At 69.4% G+C, this 19,654-nt stretch carries 15 protein-coding genes; 10 read left to right on the top strand and 5 right to left on the bottom strand.

The window, feature by feature from the left end:
- Positions 1–98: 98 nt before the first annotated feature.
- From BKN51_RS07715 to BKN51_RS43730, 4 genes are all read left to right on the top strand, one after another.
- Positions 99–791: a response regulator transcription factor gene (locus tag BKN51_RS07715; RefSeq protein ID WP_101606960.1), complete on the top strand. Its 693-nt coding sequence runs from the start codon at positions 99–101 to the stop codon at positions 789–791.
- Positions 788–2,197, top strand: a complete 1,410-nt coding sequence (locus BKN51_RS07710) for a sensor histidine kinase (protein WP_101606959.1) — start codon at positions 788–790, stop codon at positions 2,195–2,197. The genes BKN51_RS07715 and BKN51_RS07710 overlap by 4 nt, the downstream gene beginning before the upstream one ends.
- Positions 2,197–2,691, top strand: coding sequence for a GerMN domain-containing protein (locus tag BKN51_RS07705; protein ID WP_101606958.1), 495 nt, complete (start codon positions 2,197–2,199; stop codon positions 2,689–2,691). Before BKN51_RS07710 ends, BKN51_RS07705 begins: the two co-directional genes overlap by 1 nt.
- A 195-nt stretch (positions 2,692–2,886) precedes the next feature.
- The gene (locus BKN51_RS43730; protein ID WP_174720401.1) at positions 2,887–3,561 is read left to right on the top strand and encodes a hypothetical protein; all 675 of its coding nucleotides are present in this window, start codon (positions 2,887–2,889) and stop codon (positions 3,559–3,561) included.
- Here the strand turns inward: BKN51_RS43730 and rnhA are convergent.
- From rnhA to BKN51_RS07685, 3 genes are read right to left on the bottom strand one after another with little or no spacing between them, the layout of a single operon-like run.
- On the bottom strand, positions 3,558–4,046 hold the full coding sequence (rnhA, locus tag BKN51_RS07695) for a ribonuclease HI (RefSeq protein WP_101606957.1): 489 nt from the start codon (positions 4,044–4,046) through the stop codon (positions 3,558–3,560). The genes BKN51_RS43730 and rnhA overlap by 4 nt on opposite strands.
- 21 nt (positions 4,047–4,067) lie before the next feature.
- Complete coding sequence (dinB, locus tag BKN51_RS07690) at positions 4,068–5,258, bottom strand: DNA polymerase IV (RefSeq protein WP_101606956.1); 1,191 nt, start codon at positions 5,256–5,258, stop codon at positions 4,068–4,070.
- A complete protein-coding gene (locus BKN51_RS07685; RefSeq protein WP_101606955.1) occupies positions 5,255–5,662 on the bottom strand; it encodes a DUF6010 family protein in 408 nt (135 codons plus the stop codon). Before BKN51_RS07685 ends, dinB begins: the two co-directional genes overlap by 4 nt.
- Positions 5,663–5,754: 92 nt before the next feature.
- Here BKN51_RS07685 and BKN51_RS07680 point away from each other — a divergent pair, with 92 nt between their 5' ends.
- Entirely contained in the window at positions 5,755–6,693 is a 939-nt protein-coding gene (locus BKN51_RS07680) for a GlxA family transcriptional regulator (RefSeq protein ID WP_101606954.1), read from the top strand.
- Between the two features lie 18 nt (positions 6,694–6,711).
- On the opposite strand, the gene BKN51_RS07675 is transcribed toward BKN51_RS07680, so the two are convergent.
- Complete coding sequence (locus tag BKN51_RS07675) at positions 6,712–7,002, bottom strand: hypothetical protein (RefSeq protein ID WP_101606953.1); 291 nt, start codon at positions 7,000–7,002, stop codon at positions 6,712–6,714.
- 127 nt (positions 7,003–7,129) lie between these two features.
- Between BKN51_RS07675 and BKN51_RS07670 the strand changes: the two genes are divergently transcribed.
- The 5 genes from BKN51_RS07670 to BKN51_RS07650 all read left to right on the top strand — a co-directional run bounded on the left by BKN51_RS07670 (position 7,130) and on the right by BKN51_RS07650 (position 18,939).
- Positions 7,130–8,374, top strand: a complete 1,245-nt coding sequence (locus BKN51_RS07670; protein WP_101606952.1) for an MFS transporter — start codon at positions 7,130–7,132, stop codon at positions 8,372–8,374.
- A gap of 241 nt (positions 8,375–8,615) precedes the next feature.
- Positions 8,616–9,914 carry a GGDEF domain-containing protein gene (locus tag BKN51_RS07665; RefSeq protein WP_369862443.1) on the top strand — a complete coding sequence of 433 codons (1,299 nt, stop codon included), beginning with the start codon at positions 8,616–8,618 and terminating at the stop codon, positions 9,912–9,914.
- A 24-nt stretch (positions 9,915–9,938) separates the two neighbouring features.
- Positions 9,939–11,381 carry a glycosyltransferase family 39 protein gene (locus tag BKN51_RS07660; RefSeq protein ID WP_101606950.1) on the top strand — a complete coding sequence of 481 codons (1,443 nt, stop codon included), beginning with the start codon at positions 9,939–9,941 and terminating at the stop codon, positions 11,379–11,381.
- 195 nt (positions 11,382–11,576) lie between these two features.
- Positions 11,577–12,749, top strand: a complete 1,173-nt coding sequence (locus BKN51_RS07655) for an HNH endonuclease signature motif containing protein (protein WP_101606949.1) — start codon at positions 11,577–11,579, stop codon at positions 12,747–12,749.
- Between the two features lie 703 nt (positions 12,750–13,452).
- Positions 13,453–18,939 carry an ATP-binding protein gene (locus tag BKN51_RS07650; protein ID WP_101606948.1) on the top strand — a complete coding sequence of 1,829 codons (5,487 nt, stop codon included), beginning with the start codon at positions 13,453–13,455 and terminating at the stop codon, positions 18,937–18,939.
- Between the two features lie 81 nt (positions 18,940–19,020).
- Here the strand turns inward: BKN51_RS07650 and BKN51_RS07645 are convergent, their stop codons facing one another.
- Positions 19,021–19,566, bottom strand: coding sequence for a bifunctional nuclease family protein (locus tag BKN51_RS07645; protein ID WP_101606947.1), 546 nt, complete (start codon positions 19,564–19,566; stop codon positions 19,021–19,023).
- Positions 19,567–19,654 lie beyond the last annotated feature (88 nt).

The raw sequence follows: 19,654 nt of genomic DNA, 5'->3' as shown, positions 1-19,654 counted from the left end.
CCCCACGCCGTTTCGCCGTGAGGTCCGCACAATGTCATGGTTCTGCTACAAGATCGAGCCGAGTCGCACACGCGCGGCGATATCCGAATAATGGCGGCGTGGCAAGTGTCCTTTTGATCGAAGACGACGCGTCCGTCCGGGAGGGTCTGGAACTCGCGCTGCGCCGTCAGGCGCACACCGTCCACACCGCCGAGAGCGGTGAGCTCGGGCTGGAGAAACTGCGGGTCTACCAGCCCGACATCGTCGTGCTGGACCTGATGCTGCCCGGGATCGACGGCTTCGAGACCTGCCGCCGGATCCGCTCGGCCGGCGAGGTGCCGATCATCATGCTCACCGCCCGCAGCGACGACTTCGACATCGTCGCCGGGCTGGAGGCGGGCGCCGACGACTACGTGACCAAGCCGATCGAACCCCGGGTGCTCGACGCCCGGATCCGGGCGGTGCTGCGGCGCGCGGTGAGCGAGAAGCCCTCGAGCGAGGAGGACCCTGCCGAAGAACGGCACGGCCGCCTGGTCATCGACAGGGCCGGGCTGGTGGTCACGAAGAACGGCGAGCCGGTCTCGCTCACCCCGACCGAGTTGAAACTGCTGCTGGAACTGTCGCGCACGCCGGGGCAGGTCTACAGCCGCCAGCAGATCCTCTCCGCCGTCTGGGATCACGACTACCTCGGCGACTCCAGGCTGGTCGACGCCTGTGTCCAGCGGTTGCGTGCGAAGATCGAAGACGTGCCCGCGAAACCCGACCACGTCCAGACCGTCCGGGGCTTCGGGTACCGGTTCGGCCGTTCATGAGGCTGCTCTCCGGGCTCCGGCCCCGGCTCATCCTGGCCTTCGCGGCGATGACGATCATCGGGGCGGCGGCCGCGGCGGGCGCCAGTTACGTTTCGGCCCGCAACGCGATCCTCGAAGCGGTCCAGGACGCGGCGATGAACCAGCTGAAGGACCGGGTCAGCGCCTACGGCCGCCCGCTGTCCACTCCACCGACCCAGGAACAGCTCAACGACTTCGCGGGCAGCCTGCGGTTGACCGCCGTCGCGGTCTACCGCGACACGCGGTCGGTCAACGGCCCGGACCTGACCATCTTCTCGCCCGAACTGCGGCGGACCGTCGCCGCCGACACCCGGATCCAGTTCCAGCGGCTGGACCGCAACGCCAATCCCCAGCTCCTGGTCGGCATGCCCGTGCTGGCGCGGCAACCGAACGGGGCGATGGGAGCCAGCGGCGTCGAGGTGTACTCGCTCACCTCGCTCGTCCAGCAGCAGCAAGCCATCGAGGAACTCGCGAAAAAAGCCTGGCAGATGGCCGCGCTCGCGTTGCCGCTGGCCGCCGCGCTGGCCCTGCTCGCGGCGAGGCAGGTGCTACGGCCGGTCCGGGCGCTCAACACCGCCGCCGCCCAGCTCGGCGAGGGCAGGCTCGACGTCCGGCTGCCCGCCAAGGGGTCCGACGAACTGGCCGAACTGGTCACGACCTTCAACAACACGGCCGCCGAGCTGGAACGCACGGTCGGCGAGCTGCGGGCCATGGAAGCCGACGCGCGCCGGTTCGTGGCCGACGTCTCGCACGAACTCCGCACCCCGCTCGCGGCGATGAACGCGGTCACCGACGTGCTGGACGAGGACGCCGAAACGCTGCCGCCGGACACGGCCGTCGCGGCACGGCTGGTCTCGGGCGAAACTCGCAGGCTGACCCGGCTCGTCCAGGACCTGGTCGAGATCTCCCGGTTCGACGCGGGCCGCGCCGAACTCGTGCTCGACGAATGGGATCTCGCGACGGCGATCCGCGACAGCCTCGACGCCCGGGGCTGGCGGGACGGCGAAGACCTGGTCACCGACCTGCCAGAGGGCGTCACCGCACGGGTCGACCGGCGGCGGCTCGACCTGATCGTCGCCAACCTCGTCGGCAACGCGTTCCGGCACGGCTCCGCCCCGGTCGAGATCCACCTGCGCGCCGACGACCACGGCGTCACCGTGGAGGTCGACGACCACGGTCCGGGCATCGACCCCGAGATCCTGCCGCATGTGTTCGACCGGTTCACCAAGGCGGACAGCTCCCGCGCCCGGTCCGAAGGCAGCGGGCTGGGCCTGGCGATCGCACTGGAGAACGCCCGGCTGCACGGCGGTGACATCACGGCGGCCAACAGCGGGACCGGCGCCCGGTTCGTCCTGCGCCTGCCGAACCGAGCCGAAGGGACTGCCTGATGAGGAAGACCCTGATGGCCGTCCTCTCCGCGACGGCGCTGGTGGCGGCCTGCGGCGTCCAGCCCACCGGTGTCGTCCCGGCCGGACCGGGGCCGTCGATCCGCGCCACCGAGGGGACCTCCGTCATGGGCGGGGTGACGCTGTACTTCGTCTCCGACGGCCGGGTCATCCCGGTGACACGGCCCGCCGAAGGGTTCCTCTCCCCCGAGGGCGCGATCACGTTGCTGATGAAGGGACCAACGGAACGGGAAGCCGCGCAGGGGCTCACCACGTTCGTTCCCCCCGAGGTGGGGCGGGTCGAGGTGTACTCGGGCGAACCGGGGACCATGGTGCTGCCGTACACCACGCGAAAACTGTCGAGCCAAGCCCTCAACCAGCTGGTTTGCACCGCGACGGCGGCCTCGGCGTCGACGGGGCGGGCTCCGGCCGCTCCGGGGATGAACGTGACCTCGCCGGCCGGGGAAATGTACTACCAAGCCTGCAAAGCCGGCTGAACCGATCACTCACAGTGCTCATATAAAAGCACTTCTTGTGTCTGTACGGACGTGAGCCCTGTTCGGTTCAACGATCAAGGTAACTGTGGGCGAGCACACTCGGGCGTGACATTGCCGTGTCCTTTTCGTAATGTTGCCGGAGCTCGCGGCCCCCGACGCGAGCTCCCGTCCCCGAATTGGTGAGTGATCAGAGAAATGGCCGGCAGACATCGCAAGACCAAAGCCCCGAAGTGGAAGCTCCCCGCGGGTATCGCGGCAGCGGTCGCCACGGCGCTCCCGGCGTCGATGTGGCTGACCACCGCGGGTTCCCCCGACGTCGAAGCGGCCAGTGCCGCGCTCGCGCTGCAGGCTCCCCCGGTCTCCAGCGTGACTCCCCCGCCGTCGACCAGCAGCACCCCGCCCCCCAGCTCGACGACCACCCCGCCCCCGTCGACCACCGCCGCTCCCCCGAAGCCGACGACGTCGACCAAGGCCCCCGCACCGGTGAAGAAGACCGTGCCCGCCGCGACGGCTTCGTGTTCGACCAGCCTCGCCGGCACCAAGCCGCACGTCGCCCAGGTCGGCAACCACATCAAGGCGAAGTTCGGCGTCAAGAACGTCGGCGGCGTCGCCGGGCGTGCGAACGCCAGCGACCACCCCTCCGGCCTCGCGCTGGACTTCATGGTGGACACCGCCACCGGTAACGCCATCGCCGACTACATCCTGGCGAACCAGAAGGACTTCGGCGTCAGCTACGTCATCTGGCGCCAGCGCTACAACGACGGCAGCGGCTGGGACACCATGGAGGACCGCGGCGGCGCGACCGCCAACCACATGGACCACGTCCACGTGTCGTTCTCCAAGAGCGCCAAGGTCAGCGTCAGCTGCTAACGACGCCGAACGGACCGTTCGCCGGGCTGGACCACGGGTCGCCCCATGACCTCTTCCACGCCTTTGACGGCGAGCCGGTCCGCTCGCTCGTTCTCCGGATGCCCGGCGTGGCCCTTGACCCAATGCCATTCGACGTCGTGCTGTGAAGCGGCCTCGTCGAGGCGGCGCCACAGGTCGGCGTTCTTGACCGGCGTCTTGGCCGAGGTCATCCAGCCGTTGTTCTTCCAGTTCCGCACCCAGCTGGTGATGCCGTTCCGGACGTACGTGCTGTCGGTGTAGAGGTTCACCGTGACCCGGCGCTTGAGGCTTTCGAGCGCCTCGATGGGCGCCATCAGCTCCATCCGGTTGTTCGTGGTCGGCCCGGCGTCCCCGCCGTAGATCTCCTTCTCGACGTCGCCGTACCGCAGCACCGCTCCCCAGCCGCCGGGGCCGGGATTCCCGCTGCACGCGCCATCGGTGTAGATCTCGACTGATGCTTCCGCCACCGGGACACCCTAGCGACGGGTTCAGTCCGGCAGCAGTGGCACCCACGGCTCCTCGGCCTGCCCGAGGTGCACCGCCCGGGTGATGGACTTCGAACCGAAGCGGTCCCGGACGGTGTCGAGCGTCGAATCGAGCGCGTCCCTCGGCTTCGCCCCGAACGGCAACGCCAGCTGGATCGCGTCGTCCTTCGACAGGTTCGTGAGCGCGAGGCCGATCAGCGTGAGCCCGCGTTCGTCGATCAGTGGTCTCGCTGCCGCGAGCAGGTGTCGTGCCGCCGCGACGATCGCGCCGGTCTGTTCGGTCGCCTCCAGCAGGGTGTGCGAACGCGTCGCCTTGGTGAAATCGGCGAACCGCATCCGCAGCACGACGGTCCGGCACACCCGGTGCGCCGCGCGCAGCCGCCGGGCGAGGCGATCGGCCAGGGTCAGCAGCATCGCGTCGAGCTCGGCGGGTGAGCGCGGCCTGCTGCCGAGCGCGCGCTGCGCCCCGATCGACCGGCGACGACGGCCCGTCTGCACTCGCCGCGGGTCGTCGTTGTGGGACAGGGCGTGCAGGTGGGTGCCGACGCCCCGGCCGAGCATCCGGACGAGTTCCTTCTCCCCGAACCCTTCCATCTGCCCGACCGTCGTCACGCCGCGCTCGCGGAGCTTCTGGGCGGTCACCTTGCCCACGCCCCACAGCCGCTCGACCGGCAGCGGGTGCAGGAACTCCAGTTCCCCGTCGTGCGGCACGACGAGCAGGCCGTCGGGTTTCGCGACGCCGCTGGCCACCTTCGCGAGGAACTTCGTCCTGGCCACGCCGACGGTGATCGGGAGGCCGACCTGCTCCAGGACGTCCTTCCGCAGCTTCGCGGCGATCCGGCTCGGCGTGCCCGCGATCTTCAGCAGCCCGCCGACGTCGAGGAATGCCTCGTCGATCGAGATGCCTTCCACCAGCGGTGTCGTGTTGTCGAAGACCTCGAAGACCGCCTTGCTCGCCTCCGAGTACGCGCGCATCCGGGGCGGGACCACGATCGCGTCCGGGCACAGCCGCCGCGCCTGGCCACCGCCCATCGCCGTCCGGACGCCATACGCCTTGGCCTCGTAACTGGCCGCCAGGACGACACCGCCGCCGACGATGACCGGCCGCCCGCGCAGGCGAGGGTCGTCACGCTGCTCGACCGACGCGTAGAACGCGTCCAGGTCGGCGTGCAGGATGGGACCCTCGATCGTCATAGAACATATGTTCGCATCGATCGGCCCAAGGACCAAGCTCCCGGCGAGCGCCCGCCGGCGAAACACCAGACGGCGATGATCGGATCGCAGATGGCGCAGCCGAACGAGGAGTCGCCCAGGAACGGGATGATCGGGGCGCCCTTGAGATGGTGCACGACGTCCCAAGCGGTGTGCAGCAGCCAGGCGACGCCGATGAACGTCCAGGACTCGAGGCCGCGGTACGCCACGTAGGCCATCACCGCGGTGAAGACCAGCTCCCAGATCCCGAGCCCGCCGCCGCTCAGATACGCGGCTCCGGCGCCCGCCACCATGATCGCGTTGAAGCGGCGGCGATGCGGTTCGTGGATCAGCGACATCAGCACGACGTAGGTGAGGCCGACCAGAATCGGCGCGATGATCATCATGGTCCGACGCTAGAACCGCGCCACGTCCGCTCCCAGTGGCGTGAACGACGCCTTCCGACGGGATCTCGCCACGCGCGCGCTAGCGTGCGGTCATGCACACCGTCGCCGTGCTCGCGCTGGACCAGGTGATCCCGTTCGATCTGTCGACGCCCATCGAGGTGTTCACCAGGACACGGCTGGCGGACGGGAGCGCGGGTTACCGGCTGCTCGTCTGCGCCGAACATCCGGAAGTCGACGCCGGGCACTTCACCTTGCGCGCGCCGTGGGGGCTCGAAGCGCTGCGTGAGGCCGACACGATCATCGTGCCCGGCACCGCCGAACCGGACCGGCCGTTGCCGGAAGCCGTCCACGACGCGCTCACCTCGGCCGCCGCGAAAGGCACGCGGATCGCCTCGATCTGCTCCGGCACCTTCGTCCTCGCCGCCGCGGGGCTGCTCGACGGCCTCCGTGCCACCACCCACTGGGTCGCGGCGGGCCTGCTCGCCGAGACCTACCCGGACGTCGAGGTCGATCCGGACGTGCTCTACGTCGACAACGGGCAGATCTTGACGTCAGCGGGTGCCGCCGCGGGGCTGGATCTGTGCCTGCACCTGATCCGCCGCGACCACGGCTCGGCGATCGCGGCCGACGCGGCCCGCCTTTCGGTGATGGCGCTGGAACGCGAGGGCGGCCAGGCGCAGTTCATCGCGTTGCGGCATCCCCCGGCTCCTCGCGGCTCGGCGCTGGAACCCACTTTGCTGTGGATGCAGGAAAATCTGGCGCGCGACCTCAGCCTGGCAGACATCGCCGCGCACGCCGGGACGAGCACGCGCACCCTGATCCGGCATTTCCGCGAACAGACCGGGACGACACCGTTGCAGTGGTTGCACCGGGCGCGTGTCCGGCAGGCGCAGCATCTGCTGGAGACCACCCAGGACGCCGTCGAGCGGATCGGTGCCGAAGTCGGTTTCGGTTCGCCCACTTCGTTCCGCGACCGGTTCAAGCGCACGACCGGCGTCAGCCCGGTCACCTACCGGCGGGCTTTCCGTTGATACGGCGAGGTGTCCGGGTCAGGCGGCGAGCGGCAACGCGAGGTCCGAGGCTCGGACCCTGGCCTGTTCGGCGAACCGCCTCCGGGCGGCGACGACTCTGAGCCATCGTTCGGAGCGCTCCGCGTCCAGATCGGAGGTGGCGCGGGCGAGCACCTCGGCGGCGTGCGCGGCGGAATCGATCTCCGTGGCGGCGCCGAGGTAGTCACCGGCCTCGATCAGCTTGTAGGCGTGGCGCATCTCGGTCTGCGCGGTCGAGTAGATGGCATAGGCGGCCAGGTTGTTCGCCAGCGGCCCCAGTGAATGCGACATCGGATTCTCCGTTCCTTCTCTTACTGACACGTCGAACGGGTACCCCGCGGTTCGACACGGCCACGGATATTTTTCGAACTTCTTCGGGGGTTGCGCAAAGTGGCGGCTTCACGACAGCCTGAAGCGCATGCCAGCCCGGGCGGCGTCGTTCCGCAGCGTGTTCGCGGTCGCCGGGTTCCGCCGGATCTGGCTCGCGCATCTGCTCTCGGTCGCCGGCGACCAGCTGGCCAGGGTCGCCCTCACGGTGCTGGTGTTCGACCGGACGTCGTCGGCGGGCTGGGCTTCGGCGGCGTACGCGCTGACGTTCGTGCCCGATCTCCTCGGCGGAGCGCTCGGTGGCATCGCGGACCGGTTCTCGCGGCGCACCGTGATGGTGGTGACCGACGTCGGCCGCGCCGTCCTGATCGCGCTGATGGCCGTCCCCGGCCTGCCGCTGCCCGCCGCGGCCGCGCTCTTGTTCCTCGTGCAGCTCATGGCGGGCCCGTTCCACGCGGCACGCCAGGCGATGCTGCCGGATCTGCTCGACCCGGACCGGCTGGTCGTCGGCCAGGCCGTCATCTCGTCGACGTATCAGGCCGGACTGGTGGTGGGCTTCGGCGCGGGCGCCGCCGTCGTCACCGGCCTCGGCGTACCCGGTGCGCTCCTGATCGACGCGGGGACTTTCGCCCTGTCGGCGCTCATGCTCCGCTTCGGCATCGAGCGATATCCGCCCTCGGCGCCAAGCCACCACCGGCGTCCGTCGCTGATCGCGGGCTGCCGTCTGGTCGCCCGGGACCGCAAACTGCGGTGGCTGCTGCTCATCGCCTGCTGCTGCGGTTTCTACGTCGTACCCGAAGGCCTCGCCGTCCCGGTCGCCGCCGAACTGGGCGGCACGGGCGCGCTGCCCTGGCTGCTGGCCGCGAACCCGGTCGGCTCGGTGCTCGGCGGGATCCTGCTGAGCCGGATCCCGCGGGAACGGCAGGTCCGGGTGCTGGGCGTGCTCGCGGTGGCGAGCAGCCTGGTGCTGATCCCCACCGCCTGGGCGCCGGGCCTGGTCACGATCGTCGTGCTGTGGACGATCTCGGGCGTGTTCTCCGCGCACGACATGATCACCCAGACGCAGTACAGCCTCGCCGCGCCGCCGGACCGGCGAGGCCAGGTGATCGGGGTCGCGATCGCGGCGTTGCGAGCGGCACAGGCGGCCGGTATCGCAGCCGCCGGGCTGATGGCGCAGGTCTTCGCGCCGACCACCGTGATCACCGTCGCGGCGGTCGCGGGCGTGGTGGTCGCCTGCGTCGCCGGGGCGGGCTGGTCACGGGCGGTGTCGTCCCGCCAGGGGGATCCGGTGGATCCGGTCGGCGGGACGACACCCGTGGGTGAGCACGGTTCCTGATCACGTCCAGTTGTTGTCACGCCGAGTGGTCCAGTTGTTGTCCCGCATGCCGTTCACCTCCTTCGAAATTGCGATCTATCCGGCAAAACGTTCACCAGTTGTTGTCCTGCATCGGTGCACCTCCTTGGTTTTGGTTGGGCTGTCCGGGGGAATTCCCGGCCGCGCTTCTTATCGTCCGGGCAACGACGGTCGTCGCCGTCCCGGTTCGATTACGGTGTAGATCACCGACGGAAGAGGGTGCGTGAACGGACGACTAGGCGGCGCGCGACGGCGGCTCAAGGCCTGGCACCTGTGGAGCCTGCCGCGACCTGTGCGTTCCTACGTCCTGGTCGTGAATCTCATCGCAGTCCTCTCGACCGCCGCCACGGCCCGGTTGATCCCGGTCACCGGCACCGACCTGGTCCGGTTCGGCGTGCTGACGCTGTGCGCGGCCATCGCGATCGAGGGCACCCGGCAGATCGAACGCCAACGGGAGTACGACAGGGCTCCGTCGGTCGCCTACGTCGACACCAAGGCGGTCTGGAGCGTCGCCGCCGTCATCGCGCTGCCGCCGGTGCTCGCCGCCGCGATGGTCGTGGTGACCTACACCATCGCATGGCTGCGGATCTGGCCACACCAACGGCCGGTTCTCCCCCATCGGTGGATCTTTTCCGCCGCGACGGTGCTCTGCGGCACGCAGGCCGCCGTCGTCGTCCTCAGCCTCGGCATGCGCCACTACCCCGGCTCGCCCGACTCCGGTTTGCTCGCCGGGCTGGGCGACCTCGCCGTCATCATCGTGGCCGCGGCCCTGCGCTGGGCGATCAACACCGTGCTGGTGATGATCGCGATCGCGCTGTCTTCGCCGCCGAAGTCGATCGGCGAACTGTTCTCCGGCTTCGGCGACCAGATCCTCGAAGCGGGCGCTCTCGGCCTCGGCCTGGTGACGGCCGTCGTCCTCGTCCAGGCCAACCCGCTGGTATTGGTCGGGGTCGTCATCGCGCTGGTCGCGCTGCACCGCGGGCTGCTGCTGACGCAGTACCGGCGCGACGCGCACACCGACGCCACCACCGGGCTCGTCACGAAACGCCGCTGGCGTCAGCTGGCCGAAGAGCTCCTCGGCCGGACACGTGCCGGGCGCAAACTCGGCGTGCTGTTCCTCGACCTCGACAACTTCAAGACGATCAACGACACCTACGGACACCCCAACGGCGACCTCGTCCTGCGCGCCGTCGGTGACGCGCTGCGCGCCGAGATCCGCGAACAGGACGTCTGCGGGCGGTGGGGCGGCGAGGAGTTCGCGATCGTCATCCCGGACGTCCACAGCGAGGAGAACCTGCGCCAGGTGGCCGAACGGATCCGGCACCAGGTGGCGGTGGTCTCTGTCGCGCTGCCCGATCGCGACACGGTGTTGACCGATCTGACCGTGTCGATCGGCGGGGCGCTGTACCCGGCGGCCAACATCAGCAGCGTCGACGACCTCCTCGTGGCCACCGATACCGCGCTCTACCGCGCGAAGCAAGGTGGCCGCAACAGGGTCGAACTGGCTCAGCCGACGCAGTAAGGTTCCCTCCTCTGGGGAGGCACCATGAAGCGATTCGCTTGGGTTCCGGTCGGTCTGGTCGTCGCTGCGCAGGCGGTGGTGCTGACCCTGTTTTCAGGAAGATACGGCTTCCACCGGGACGAGTTGTACTTCCTCACCGCCGGAAAGCGGCTTGCCTGGGGCTACACCGATCAACCACCGCTGACGCCCTTGCTCGCGCGGATCTCCACCGAAATCTTCGGCGAGACCCCTGCCGGCCTGCGCGTGGCCGCGACCTTGTGCGCGGCCGCGACGGTGATCACCCTGGCCCTGGTCGCCCGGGAATTCGGCGGCGGACGCGGACCCCAGGTACTCACCGCCGCGATCACGGCGCTGGCGGCGTTCGTCGTGGTCGACGGGCACATGCTGTCGACGACCACCGTCGACATGCTGGTCTGGAGCGCGCTGGGCCTGGTCTTCCTGCGCCTGTTCCGCACCGGCGACGGACGGTGGTGGCTCGCGATCGGCGCCGTCGCCGGGATCGGAATGGAGAGCAAGTGGCTCGTCCTGCTGATGATCGCCTCGATCGGCCTCGCGGTACTCGCCGTCGGCCCGCGGACGGTGCTCGGCAGTGGCTGGCTCCCCGTCGGGATCCTCCTCGCGCTTGCGCTGGCCGCACCCGGGTTCGTCTGGCAAATGGCCCACGATCTCCCGATGCTGAGCGTGGCTCACGGGATCAGCGTGGACGACGGTGCGGAGAACCGGATCCTGTTCGTGCCGATGCAACTGCTCTACCTTTCCCCCGTCGTCGTGCCGGTCTGGATCGCCGGCGCCCTCCGGCTCTGGCGTGATCCCGAGCTGCGCTGGGCACGTTCCTTCGCCGTGGCCTATCCGGTGTTGTGCGTACTTTTGTTGCTACTGGGCGGAAAACCGTACTACTCGGCGCCGTTCCTGCTGCTCCTCGCGGCAGCGGGCGCGGAACCGTGCCTGCGCTGGCTCGATCGGACCTGGCGCCGCGTAGTGGCCATCCTCTTGGCTGTCGAAGGCGCGGCCGTGTCACTCCTGGTCGGGCTACCGCTGCTGCCGGTCTCGGCGCTGGGGCCGATTCTGGCGGTGAACAAAGAACAAGGCGAGCAGGCGGGCTGGCCCGAACTGGCCACGACGGTCAGCCGGGTCTGGTCGGAAATCCCCGCGGAGCGACGTTCGATCTCGGTGATCTTCACGCGGAATTACGGGCAGGCAGGCGCTTTGCAGTACTACGGCCTTCCCTCGGTGTACTCGGGACATATGTCCTATGCGGACTGGGGGCCGCCGCCGAACAGCTCCTTCGGCCCGGTCGTCGTGGTGGGTCAGTATCGTCCGGAGTGGTTCGCCGGATGTCGTGAGAGGGCGGTTCACGACAACGGTCTCGGAGTGGACAACGAGGAGCAGGGAGTGAAGATTTCCTTGTGTACCGGGCCTTCTCGGCAGTGGTCTTCGTTGTGGCCCGAGCTGCGGCGCTTCTACTGAGCGGGGCCGGGTTCTTATTGAGGGGCAAGGCGACCGTAGTCCTGTCGGGTGACATGTCCGCGCCACGTTTGGCTTTCCCTCAACAAGTGTTGCCGAATTCCGGCGACGGCGTTCTTGAGTGCCAAAAGTGTCGGTGGCCGGTTGTAGGTTCTTGGCGTGGATACCACTGAAGCCTTTTCGGCTCTGTTAAAGGAAATGCCTGATCCTCGCGCTTTGGGTGCCGAGGAATGTGTCGTTTTGGCGCAGGCGGTGTCGGCGGATATCGCGCGGTTGGAGGCGGTGCGGTTCCGGGCGCTGGCGCAGTTGTCGCGGCATCGCGAAGGTGCGCGGAGTGTGGTGCAGGAGGTCGCGTTCGCGTTGTCTCTTGTGGACAGTCACGCGGGTACGATGGTCTCGGCGGCCGAGGCGTTGACCACCCGCCTGCCCCGCACGCTGGGGTTGATGGAGCAGGGGAGGGTGAGTGGTTTCGGGGCGATGAAGGTCGCCGCTGCCACCGCGTGGCTGTCGGACGAGAACGCTCTGGCCGCTGACGCCCTGTTGGAGGATCGTTTGGAGGAAAGGAATTCCGAGCAGATCCGCAAGGCGGCGAGTCATGCGGCGTTGACGGTGGATCGTGAGGGCGCTGCTCGGCGGGTCGAGCACCATCGTGAAGGCCGCCGGTTGGCGGTGCGGCAGGGTGAGACGGGTGTGGCGTCGATCGAGGTCGAGGACGGCCCGGTCGAAAAGGTCACCGCCGCCTATGTCCGGATCGACCGTGAAGCACGAGCGTTGAAGACCGGCGACGAGACCCGCACGCTCGACCAGCTACGGGCCGACGTCGCACTCGATCTCCTGCTCGGTGGTCAGGGTGGCAAGGGCGAACGCGCCGAGGTGTTCCTCTATATGGATTTGTTCACCTATCTCGGGGTGAACGAGGATCCGGCGGAGCTGGCCGGACACGGTCATATCCCGGCGTCGTTGGCCCGCCGGATCGCGACGGGGTCGGAGACGGTGTTGCGGCGGATCATCACCGACCCGCTGTCCGGGCAGGTCCTGGATCTGGGCCGGGGTCGGTATCGGCCGTCGGCGGGCCAAGGCGAGTTTGTTCGGGTGCGGGATCGTGAGTGCCGAAGACCGGGCTGTCACCGGCCGGCGCAGGCCTGCGATCTCGACCATGCTGTGCCGTGGGAGTTCGGCGGCCACACCGATGCGGCTGATCTGATCGATCTGTGCCGTCGTGATCATCGGTTGAAAGACGAGCCTGGGTGGGTCTATCGGCTCGCGGCTGACGGCACCCTGACCATCACCACGCCTACTGGGCAGTCCTACGACAGCACACCGCCACCGCTGCACGAACCCCGCCCGGCTGAGGAACCACCGCCGTTCTGAGCCGTCGCCGCAAAACGGCCACGGCTCCTGCAGGAGCAGACCTCACGACCACTGCCGTCGCCATGTCACGGCAACACCGCACCTCCAGCGGAGAGTGGCCACCGTTGCCGAAAATCGGCCACCGCAGCACGGCAATCCCGCACCTCGAGCCCGGAGAGCCACCCCCGTCCTGAGCGATTGCCGTAAAACGGCTACGGCCCCGACACGAGATCGATCGCGATCGCGAACCCACGACCGCCTGCCGCCAGCCGTTGCCGGAAACGGCCACGGCCCGATCGCGGCCACAGGCACCCACCGAACCCCCGACGACAGCGACCGTGGATCACCACCCGTCGCCGAATGACGGCAACGCCCCCTCCGCGCGAGACCCCGAAGCCCAACTCCCACCCAGCGAACGCTCACAGCCGGGGTCCACCCCGCCAACCCCGATGAAACCGGCGTGAACACCTGGTGACACCCGCCCGACCCGGCTACCCGCTCCAGCCCCCGATTGTCCACTTCATGACGTCATTCGCCCCCTCGACTAGGTGTTCCAGGACACTTTTTGGCGGGTTCCTACAAGCCCCGGCCCTCGGCATGCGTCACCGACGACATTCTCGTACCGGCCGGTAAGAGGCAGGCTGTAGGCAGATAGAGGGGACTGTCCCGCGCGTGATCCGGCGGGATGTCACCTGATGTGCTGTGTACTTGGGAGGCTCAGTCGGTGTTCAGTCGTGTCGCCATCGTCAACCGCGGAGAAGCCGCGATGCGGCTCATCCACGCCGTCCGCGAGCTTTCGGCGGAGACCGGACAGCGGATCGAGACCGTCGCTCTCTACACGGATTCCGACCGGTCGGCGACGTTCGTGCGGGAAGCCGACCTCAGTCACAACCTGGGTCCCGCGTCGGCGCGTCCGTATCTGGACTTCGCCGTGCTGGAGCGGGCGCTGACCGAGACCGGGGCCGACGCGGCCTGGGTCGGTTGGGGCTTCGTGGCCGAGGATCCGGCCTTCGCCGAGCTGTGTGAGCGGCTGGGCATCACCTTCATCGGCCCGAGCGCGGACGCGATGCGCCAGCTCGGCGACAAGATCGGCGCGAAGCTGATCGCCGAAGAGGTCGGCGTGCCCGTGGCGCCGTGGAGCCGCGGCGCCGTCGCGGACCTCGACGCGGCCATCAAGGCGGCCGAGGAGATCGGCTATCCGCTGATGCTCAAGGCGACCGCCGGCGGCGGCGGGCGCGGTATCCGCGTCATCACCTCCGCCGACGAGCTCGAGGACGCCTACGAGCGCACCAGCATGGAAGCCGAGCGGGCCTTCGGCAGCGGCGTCGTGTTCCTGGAGCGCCTGGTCACCGGCGCCCGGCACGTCGAGGTCCAGGTCATCGCCGACGGCCAGGGCACCGCGTGGGCGCTCGGCGTCCGCGACTGTTCGGTGCAGCGCCGCAACCAGAAGATCATCGAGGAGTCCGCTTCCCCGGTGCTGAGCCCCGAGCAGGCCGACGAGCTCAAGCGGTCCGCCGAGCGGCTCGCGCTCGCTGTCGACTACCGCGGCGCCGGCACGGTCGAGTTCCTCTATCACCCCGGCGACAAGCTGTTCGCCTTCCTCGAGGTCAACACCCGCCTGCAGGTCGAGCACCCGATCACCGAGCTGACCACCGGCATGGACCTGGTCAAGGCCCAGCTGCACGTCGCTTCCGGCGGCAAGCTCGAAGGCCCCCAGCCCGCCGAGTTCGGGCACGCCGTCGAGGCGCGGCTCAACGCCGAAGACCCGGATCGCGACTTCGCACCGTCGCCCGGCCGCATCGCGCGCCTGGACCTGCCCGCCGGGCCCGGCATCCGCGTCGACACCGGGGTCAGCGAAGGCGACACGATCCCGGCCGACTTCGACTCGATGATCGCCAAGATCATCGCCTACGGCCGCGACCGCGACGAGGCTCTCGGCCGTCTGCGCCGCGCGATGGCGCAGACCACGGTCATCATCGAGGGCGGCGCGACCAACAAGAGTTTCGTCCTCGACCTGCTCGACCAGCCCGAAGTGATCGACGGCAGCGCCGACACCGGCTGGATCGACCGGGTCCGAGGCGAAGGCAAGCTGGTCACCCACCGGCATTCGGCGATCGCGCTCGCGGCCGCCGCGATCGAGGCCTACGAGGACGAGGAAGCCGTTGAGCGCCAACGACTCCTCTCCACCGCGCACGGTGGCCGCCCGCAGGTGCAGCACGAGAGCGGCCGTCCGCTCGACCTGAAGCTGCGCGGCGCCGCGTACCGCGTGAGCGTGGCCAGGATCGGTCACCGCCGGTTCCGCGTCGGCGTCTCCGCGGGCGGCGACATCCACCCCGCCGACGTCGAGGTCGACCGGTTCGACGAGCACACCGGCCAGATCACCGTCAACGGCACCCGCTTCCGCCTGGTCACCGGCACGCACGGGCCGATCCACCTGGTCGAGGTCGACGGCGTCACCCACCGCATCAGCCGTGACGAGGGCGGCGTCGTCCGCTCCCCCGCGCCCGCGCTCGTCGTCGCGACGCCGCTCGAGGTCGGCGCGGAGGTCGAGGCCGGCGCACCCGTGCTGGTGCTGGAAAGCATGAAGATGGAGACGGTGCTTCGCGCGCCGTTCCGCGCGAAGCTGCGCGAGTGCGTCGTCTCGGTCGGCAGCCAGGTCGAGACCGGCGCCCCCCTGCTGCGGCTCGAACCGCTGGCGGAGGAGGGCGAAGAGGTCGCCGAGGACGCCGGCAGCGTCGAGATCGAGCTGCCCGTGGAACCGGACGGCGCTTCGACGGCGCAGCGGATCACGCGGGGACAGCAGGACCTGCGCAGCCTCCTGCTCGGCTTCGACGTCGACCCGCACGACGACCGCCGCACGCTCAGCGCGTACCTGGCCGCCCGTGCCGAACTCGAGGCCAACGGCGACCGCCCGCTCGAGGGCGAGGTCGAACTGCTGACCGTGTTCGCCGACCTGTCCGAGCTGATCCGCAACAAGCCGGCGCGCGAGGAGGCCAAGACGGACACCCGGGTGCACAGCGCCCGCGAGTTCTTCCACACCTACCTGCAGAGCCTCGACGTCGAACGCGCCGGGCTGTCGGAGTCGTTCCAGAACAAGCTCAAGAAGGTGCTGGCGCACTACGGCATCAAGGACCTGGAGCGGACGCCGGAACTGGAGGAGGCGGTCTTCCGCATCTTCCTCGCCCAGCAGCGGACCGCTTCGGACGTCACGGTCGTCACCGCGCTGCTGCGGCAGTGGCTCACCGAGGCGCAGCCGTTCGAGGCGATGCGCGAACCGGCGGGCAAGGCGCTGGAGCAGCTGATCGCCGCGACCCAGCTCCGCTTCCCGGTGGTCAGCGACCTCGCGCGCAGCGTGGTGTTCCGCTGGTTCGCCCAGCCGCTGCTCCGCCGCACCCGCGCCGAGGTGTACAGCGAGGTCCGCAAGCATCTGCGTCACCTCGACCAGCACCCGGATTCGCCGGACCGCGCCGAGCGGATCGCGAGCATGCTGGCCAGCGCGCAACCGCTGGTGCGCCTGCTCGGGCAGCGGATCGGGCGTCCCGGCACCGACCACACCCCGCTGCTCGAGGTGCTGAGCCGCCGCTACTACGGCAACCGCGCGCTCACCGGTGTCCAGCAGGTCACCGTCGGCGGCTGCACCTTCGTCACCGGTGACTACACCGACGAGGACGAGCGGTTCCACATGGCCACCACCGCCGTCGACCGCGCCGGGCTGCCCGGGGCGATCAAGGCGGTCGCCGATCTCGCCGCCGGGCTGCCCGCCGACACCGACGTCGAGGCAGATCTCTACCTGACCTGGGACGACGAGTCGGCCGACGACGACGCGATGGCCGCGGGGCTGCGCGAGATCCTCACGGCCGAGTCGCTGCCGAGCCGGATCCGGCGCATCACCACCACGGTCGCCGGGCACAGCGGCGCGGTGATGCACCACCACTTCACCTTCCGCCCGTCCTCGACCGGCTTCAGCGAGGAAAGGCTGATCCGCGGCCTCCACCCGCTGATCGCCCAGCGGATGCAGCTGCAGCGACTGGCGAACTTCGACCTGACGCGGCTGCCGTCCGGCGACGAGGACGTGTACCTGTTCAAGTGCGTCGCGCCGATGAACCCGTCGGACCAGCGGTTGGTCGCGCTCGCCCAGGTCCGTGACCTGACCCCGTTGCGGGACAACGACGGCAAGCTGCTGGCCCTGCCCGCGGTCGAAGGCACCCTCGCGGGCTGCCTCGACGCGATCCGCGAAGTGCAGGCGAAACTTCCGCCGAAGAAGCGCTTCGACACCAACCGGATCATGCTGTACGTGTGGCCGACCAGTGAACTCACCGGCGAGGAACTGGACACGGTCGCGCAGCGCGTGCAGCCGTCGACGGCGGGCGCGGGCCTCGAAGAGGTCCAGTTCCTCGGCAGGCAGCGCGATCGCGCGACCGGCGAGGTCGGCGAGATCGCCGTGCGGATCGGCTATGACGTCAGCGGCGGCGTGCAGATGTCGCTGTCCGAGCCCACGACCGAGCCGATCCTCCCGCTCGACGACTACCGCCAGAACGTCCTGCGGGCCCGCCGCCGCGACACGGTGTACCCGTACGAGCTGACCAAGATGCTCGGTTCGTTCACCGAGTACGACATGGACGACAGCAAGACGCTGGTTCCGGTCGACCGGAAGAAGGGCCGCAACACGGCGGCGATCGTCGCCGGTGTGGTCACCACGCCGACCGAGCGTCACCCGGAGGGCGTCAAGCGCGTCGTGCTGCTGGGAGACCCGACGAAGGCGCTCGGCGCGCTCTCGGAGCCGGAGTGCTCGCGGGTGATCGCGGCGCTGGACCTCGCCGAGCGGCTGAGGGTTCCGCTGGAGTGGTACGCGCTCTCGGCGGGCGCCCGGATCTCGATGGAGTCCGGCACCGAGAACATGGACTGGGTCGCGGCCGCGCTCAAGCGGATCGTGCACTTCACCCAGGACGGCGGCGAGATCAACATCGTCGTGGCCGGGATCAACGTCGGCGCCCAGCCGTACTGGAACGCCGAAGCGACGATGCTCATGCACACCAAGGGAATCCTGGTGATGACGCCGGATTCCGCGATGGTGCTGACCGGCAAGCAGTCGCTCGACTTCTCCGGTGGCGTCTCGGCCGAGGACAACTTCGGCATCGGCGGCTACGACCGCGTCATGGGCCCGAACGGCCAGGCGCAGTACTGGGCGCCGAACCTCGCCGCGGCCCGCGACGTGCTGATGTCGCACTACGACCACACTTACGTGGCGCCGGACGAGACCGGCCCGCGCAAGGCGGTCACGAACGACCCGATCGAGCGGGACATCTCGCCGTTCCCGCACGCGGCCGTCGACAGCGACTTCACCACGGTCGGCCAGATCTTCTCGCGGGAAGCCAACCCGGACCGCAAGAAGCCGTTCGACATCCGCACCGTGATGCGCGCACTGTCGGACCAGGACCACCCGGTGCTGGAGCGCTGGCCGGGCATGGCCGACGCGGAGACCGCGGCCGTGCAGGACGTGCACCTCGGCGGGCGGCCGGTGTGCCTGCTCGGCATCGAGTCGCGTTCGGTGCCGCGCCGCGGCTTCCCGCCCACCGACGGCCCGGACACCTACACCGCGGGCACGCTGTTCCCGCGTTCGTCGAAGAAGGCGGCCCGGGCGATCAACGCGGCCAGCGGCAACCGGCCGCTGGTGGTGCTGGCGAACCTGTCCGGCTTCGACGGTTCGCCGGAGTCGATGCGGAAACTGCAGCTGGAGTACGGCGCGGAGATCGGCAGGGCGATCGTCAACTTCGAAGGCCCGATCGTGTTCACCGTGATCTCGCGGTACCACGGCGGCGCGTTCGTGGTCTTCTCGAAGGCGCTGAACCCGAACATGACCGTGCTGGCGCTGGAAGGCTCGTTCGCCTCCGTGCTCGGCGGCGCGCCCGCCGCGGCGGTCGTGTTCGCCGGTGAGGTCAACGCGCGGACCGCGGCGGATCAGCGGGTGCGGTCGCTGTCGGAGAAGCTCAGCGGCGCGACCGGTGCCGAACGCGCCGCGTTGGCCGCAGAACTCGCCGAGGTCCGGTCGTCGGTGCGAGCCGAGAAGCTGGGCGCTGTCGCGGCCGAGTTCGACGGCGTGCACAGCATCGAGCGCGCGGTGAAGGTCGGTTCGGTGGACGCGATCATCAGCGCGGCCGAGATGCGGCCGCGCATCATCGAGGCGATCGAGCAGGGCCTGGCGAAGCAGTAACTTCCCGCTCCCCCAAGTGCTATGAAAGGCCCGTTACTTGCAAATTTTGCAAGTAACGGGCCTTTCATAGCGTCCCTGGACCTAAGAATCAGCGGGAGGATCGGGCGGCGGTTCCCCGAAGTCCTCCGGCGCGATCCTGTCCAAAGCCGCCCGGAACTCCTCCACCTCACGTTCCTGCTCGACCGGATCCGAGGGCACCGACGGCAGTTCCGCGTCGGGTCCGGACCCCACGATCTCGACCCGCACCGAAGCGACCTCCAGCACCGAGTCCGCCACCTTGATCCCCACCCCGGCGCGCAGGCCGATCGCGACCGCGTCGCTCGGCCGGGCCGAGACGCGGATGCCGGAATCGAGCACCAGGTCGGCGAAGAAGATGCCGTCCCGCAGCGCGGTGACCTCGACCCCGGTGACCCGGTGCCCGAAGGACTCGACCACCTGGCCGATCAGTTCGATCGTGCCGGGACGGGGCAGCCGGATCTTCTCCTGCGCGAGCGCCACCGCGCTCGCCTCGGGGCCGCCGATCGTGATCGCCAGCCAGCGGCGTTCGCCCTCCCGCTCCCGCAGCAGCATCACCGGTGCCGCTTCCGGAGCCAGCACTGCCATCCCTTCGACGTCCATCGGGATCATGCGCGGTACCTCATTCCCTCGGTCGCGGAGTTCGAACACCGGCCGGGGTCGCGTACGGCAGCGCCAAGCCCTTGGCGGCGCGGGGCGA

This window comes from Amycolatopsis sp. BJA-103 (assembly GCF_002849735.1).
Taxonomy (GTDB): domain Bacteria; phylum Actinomycetota; class Actinomycetes; order Mycobacteriales; family Pseudonocardiaceae; genus Amycolatopsis.
The sequence above is the reverse complement of the archived record's forward strand: the minus strand, read 5'-3'. Positions and strand labels throughout refer to the sequence as shown.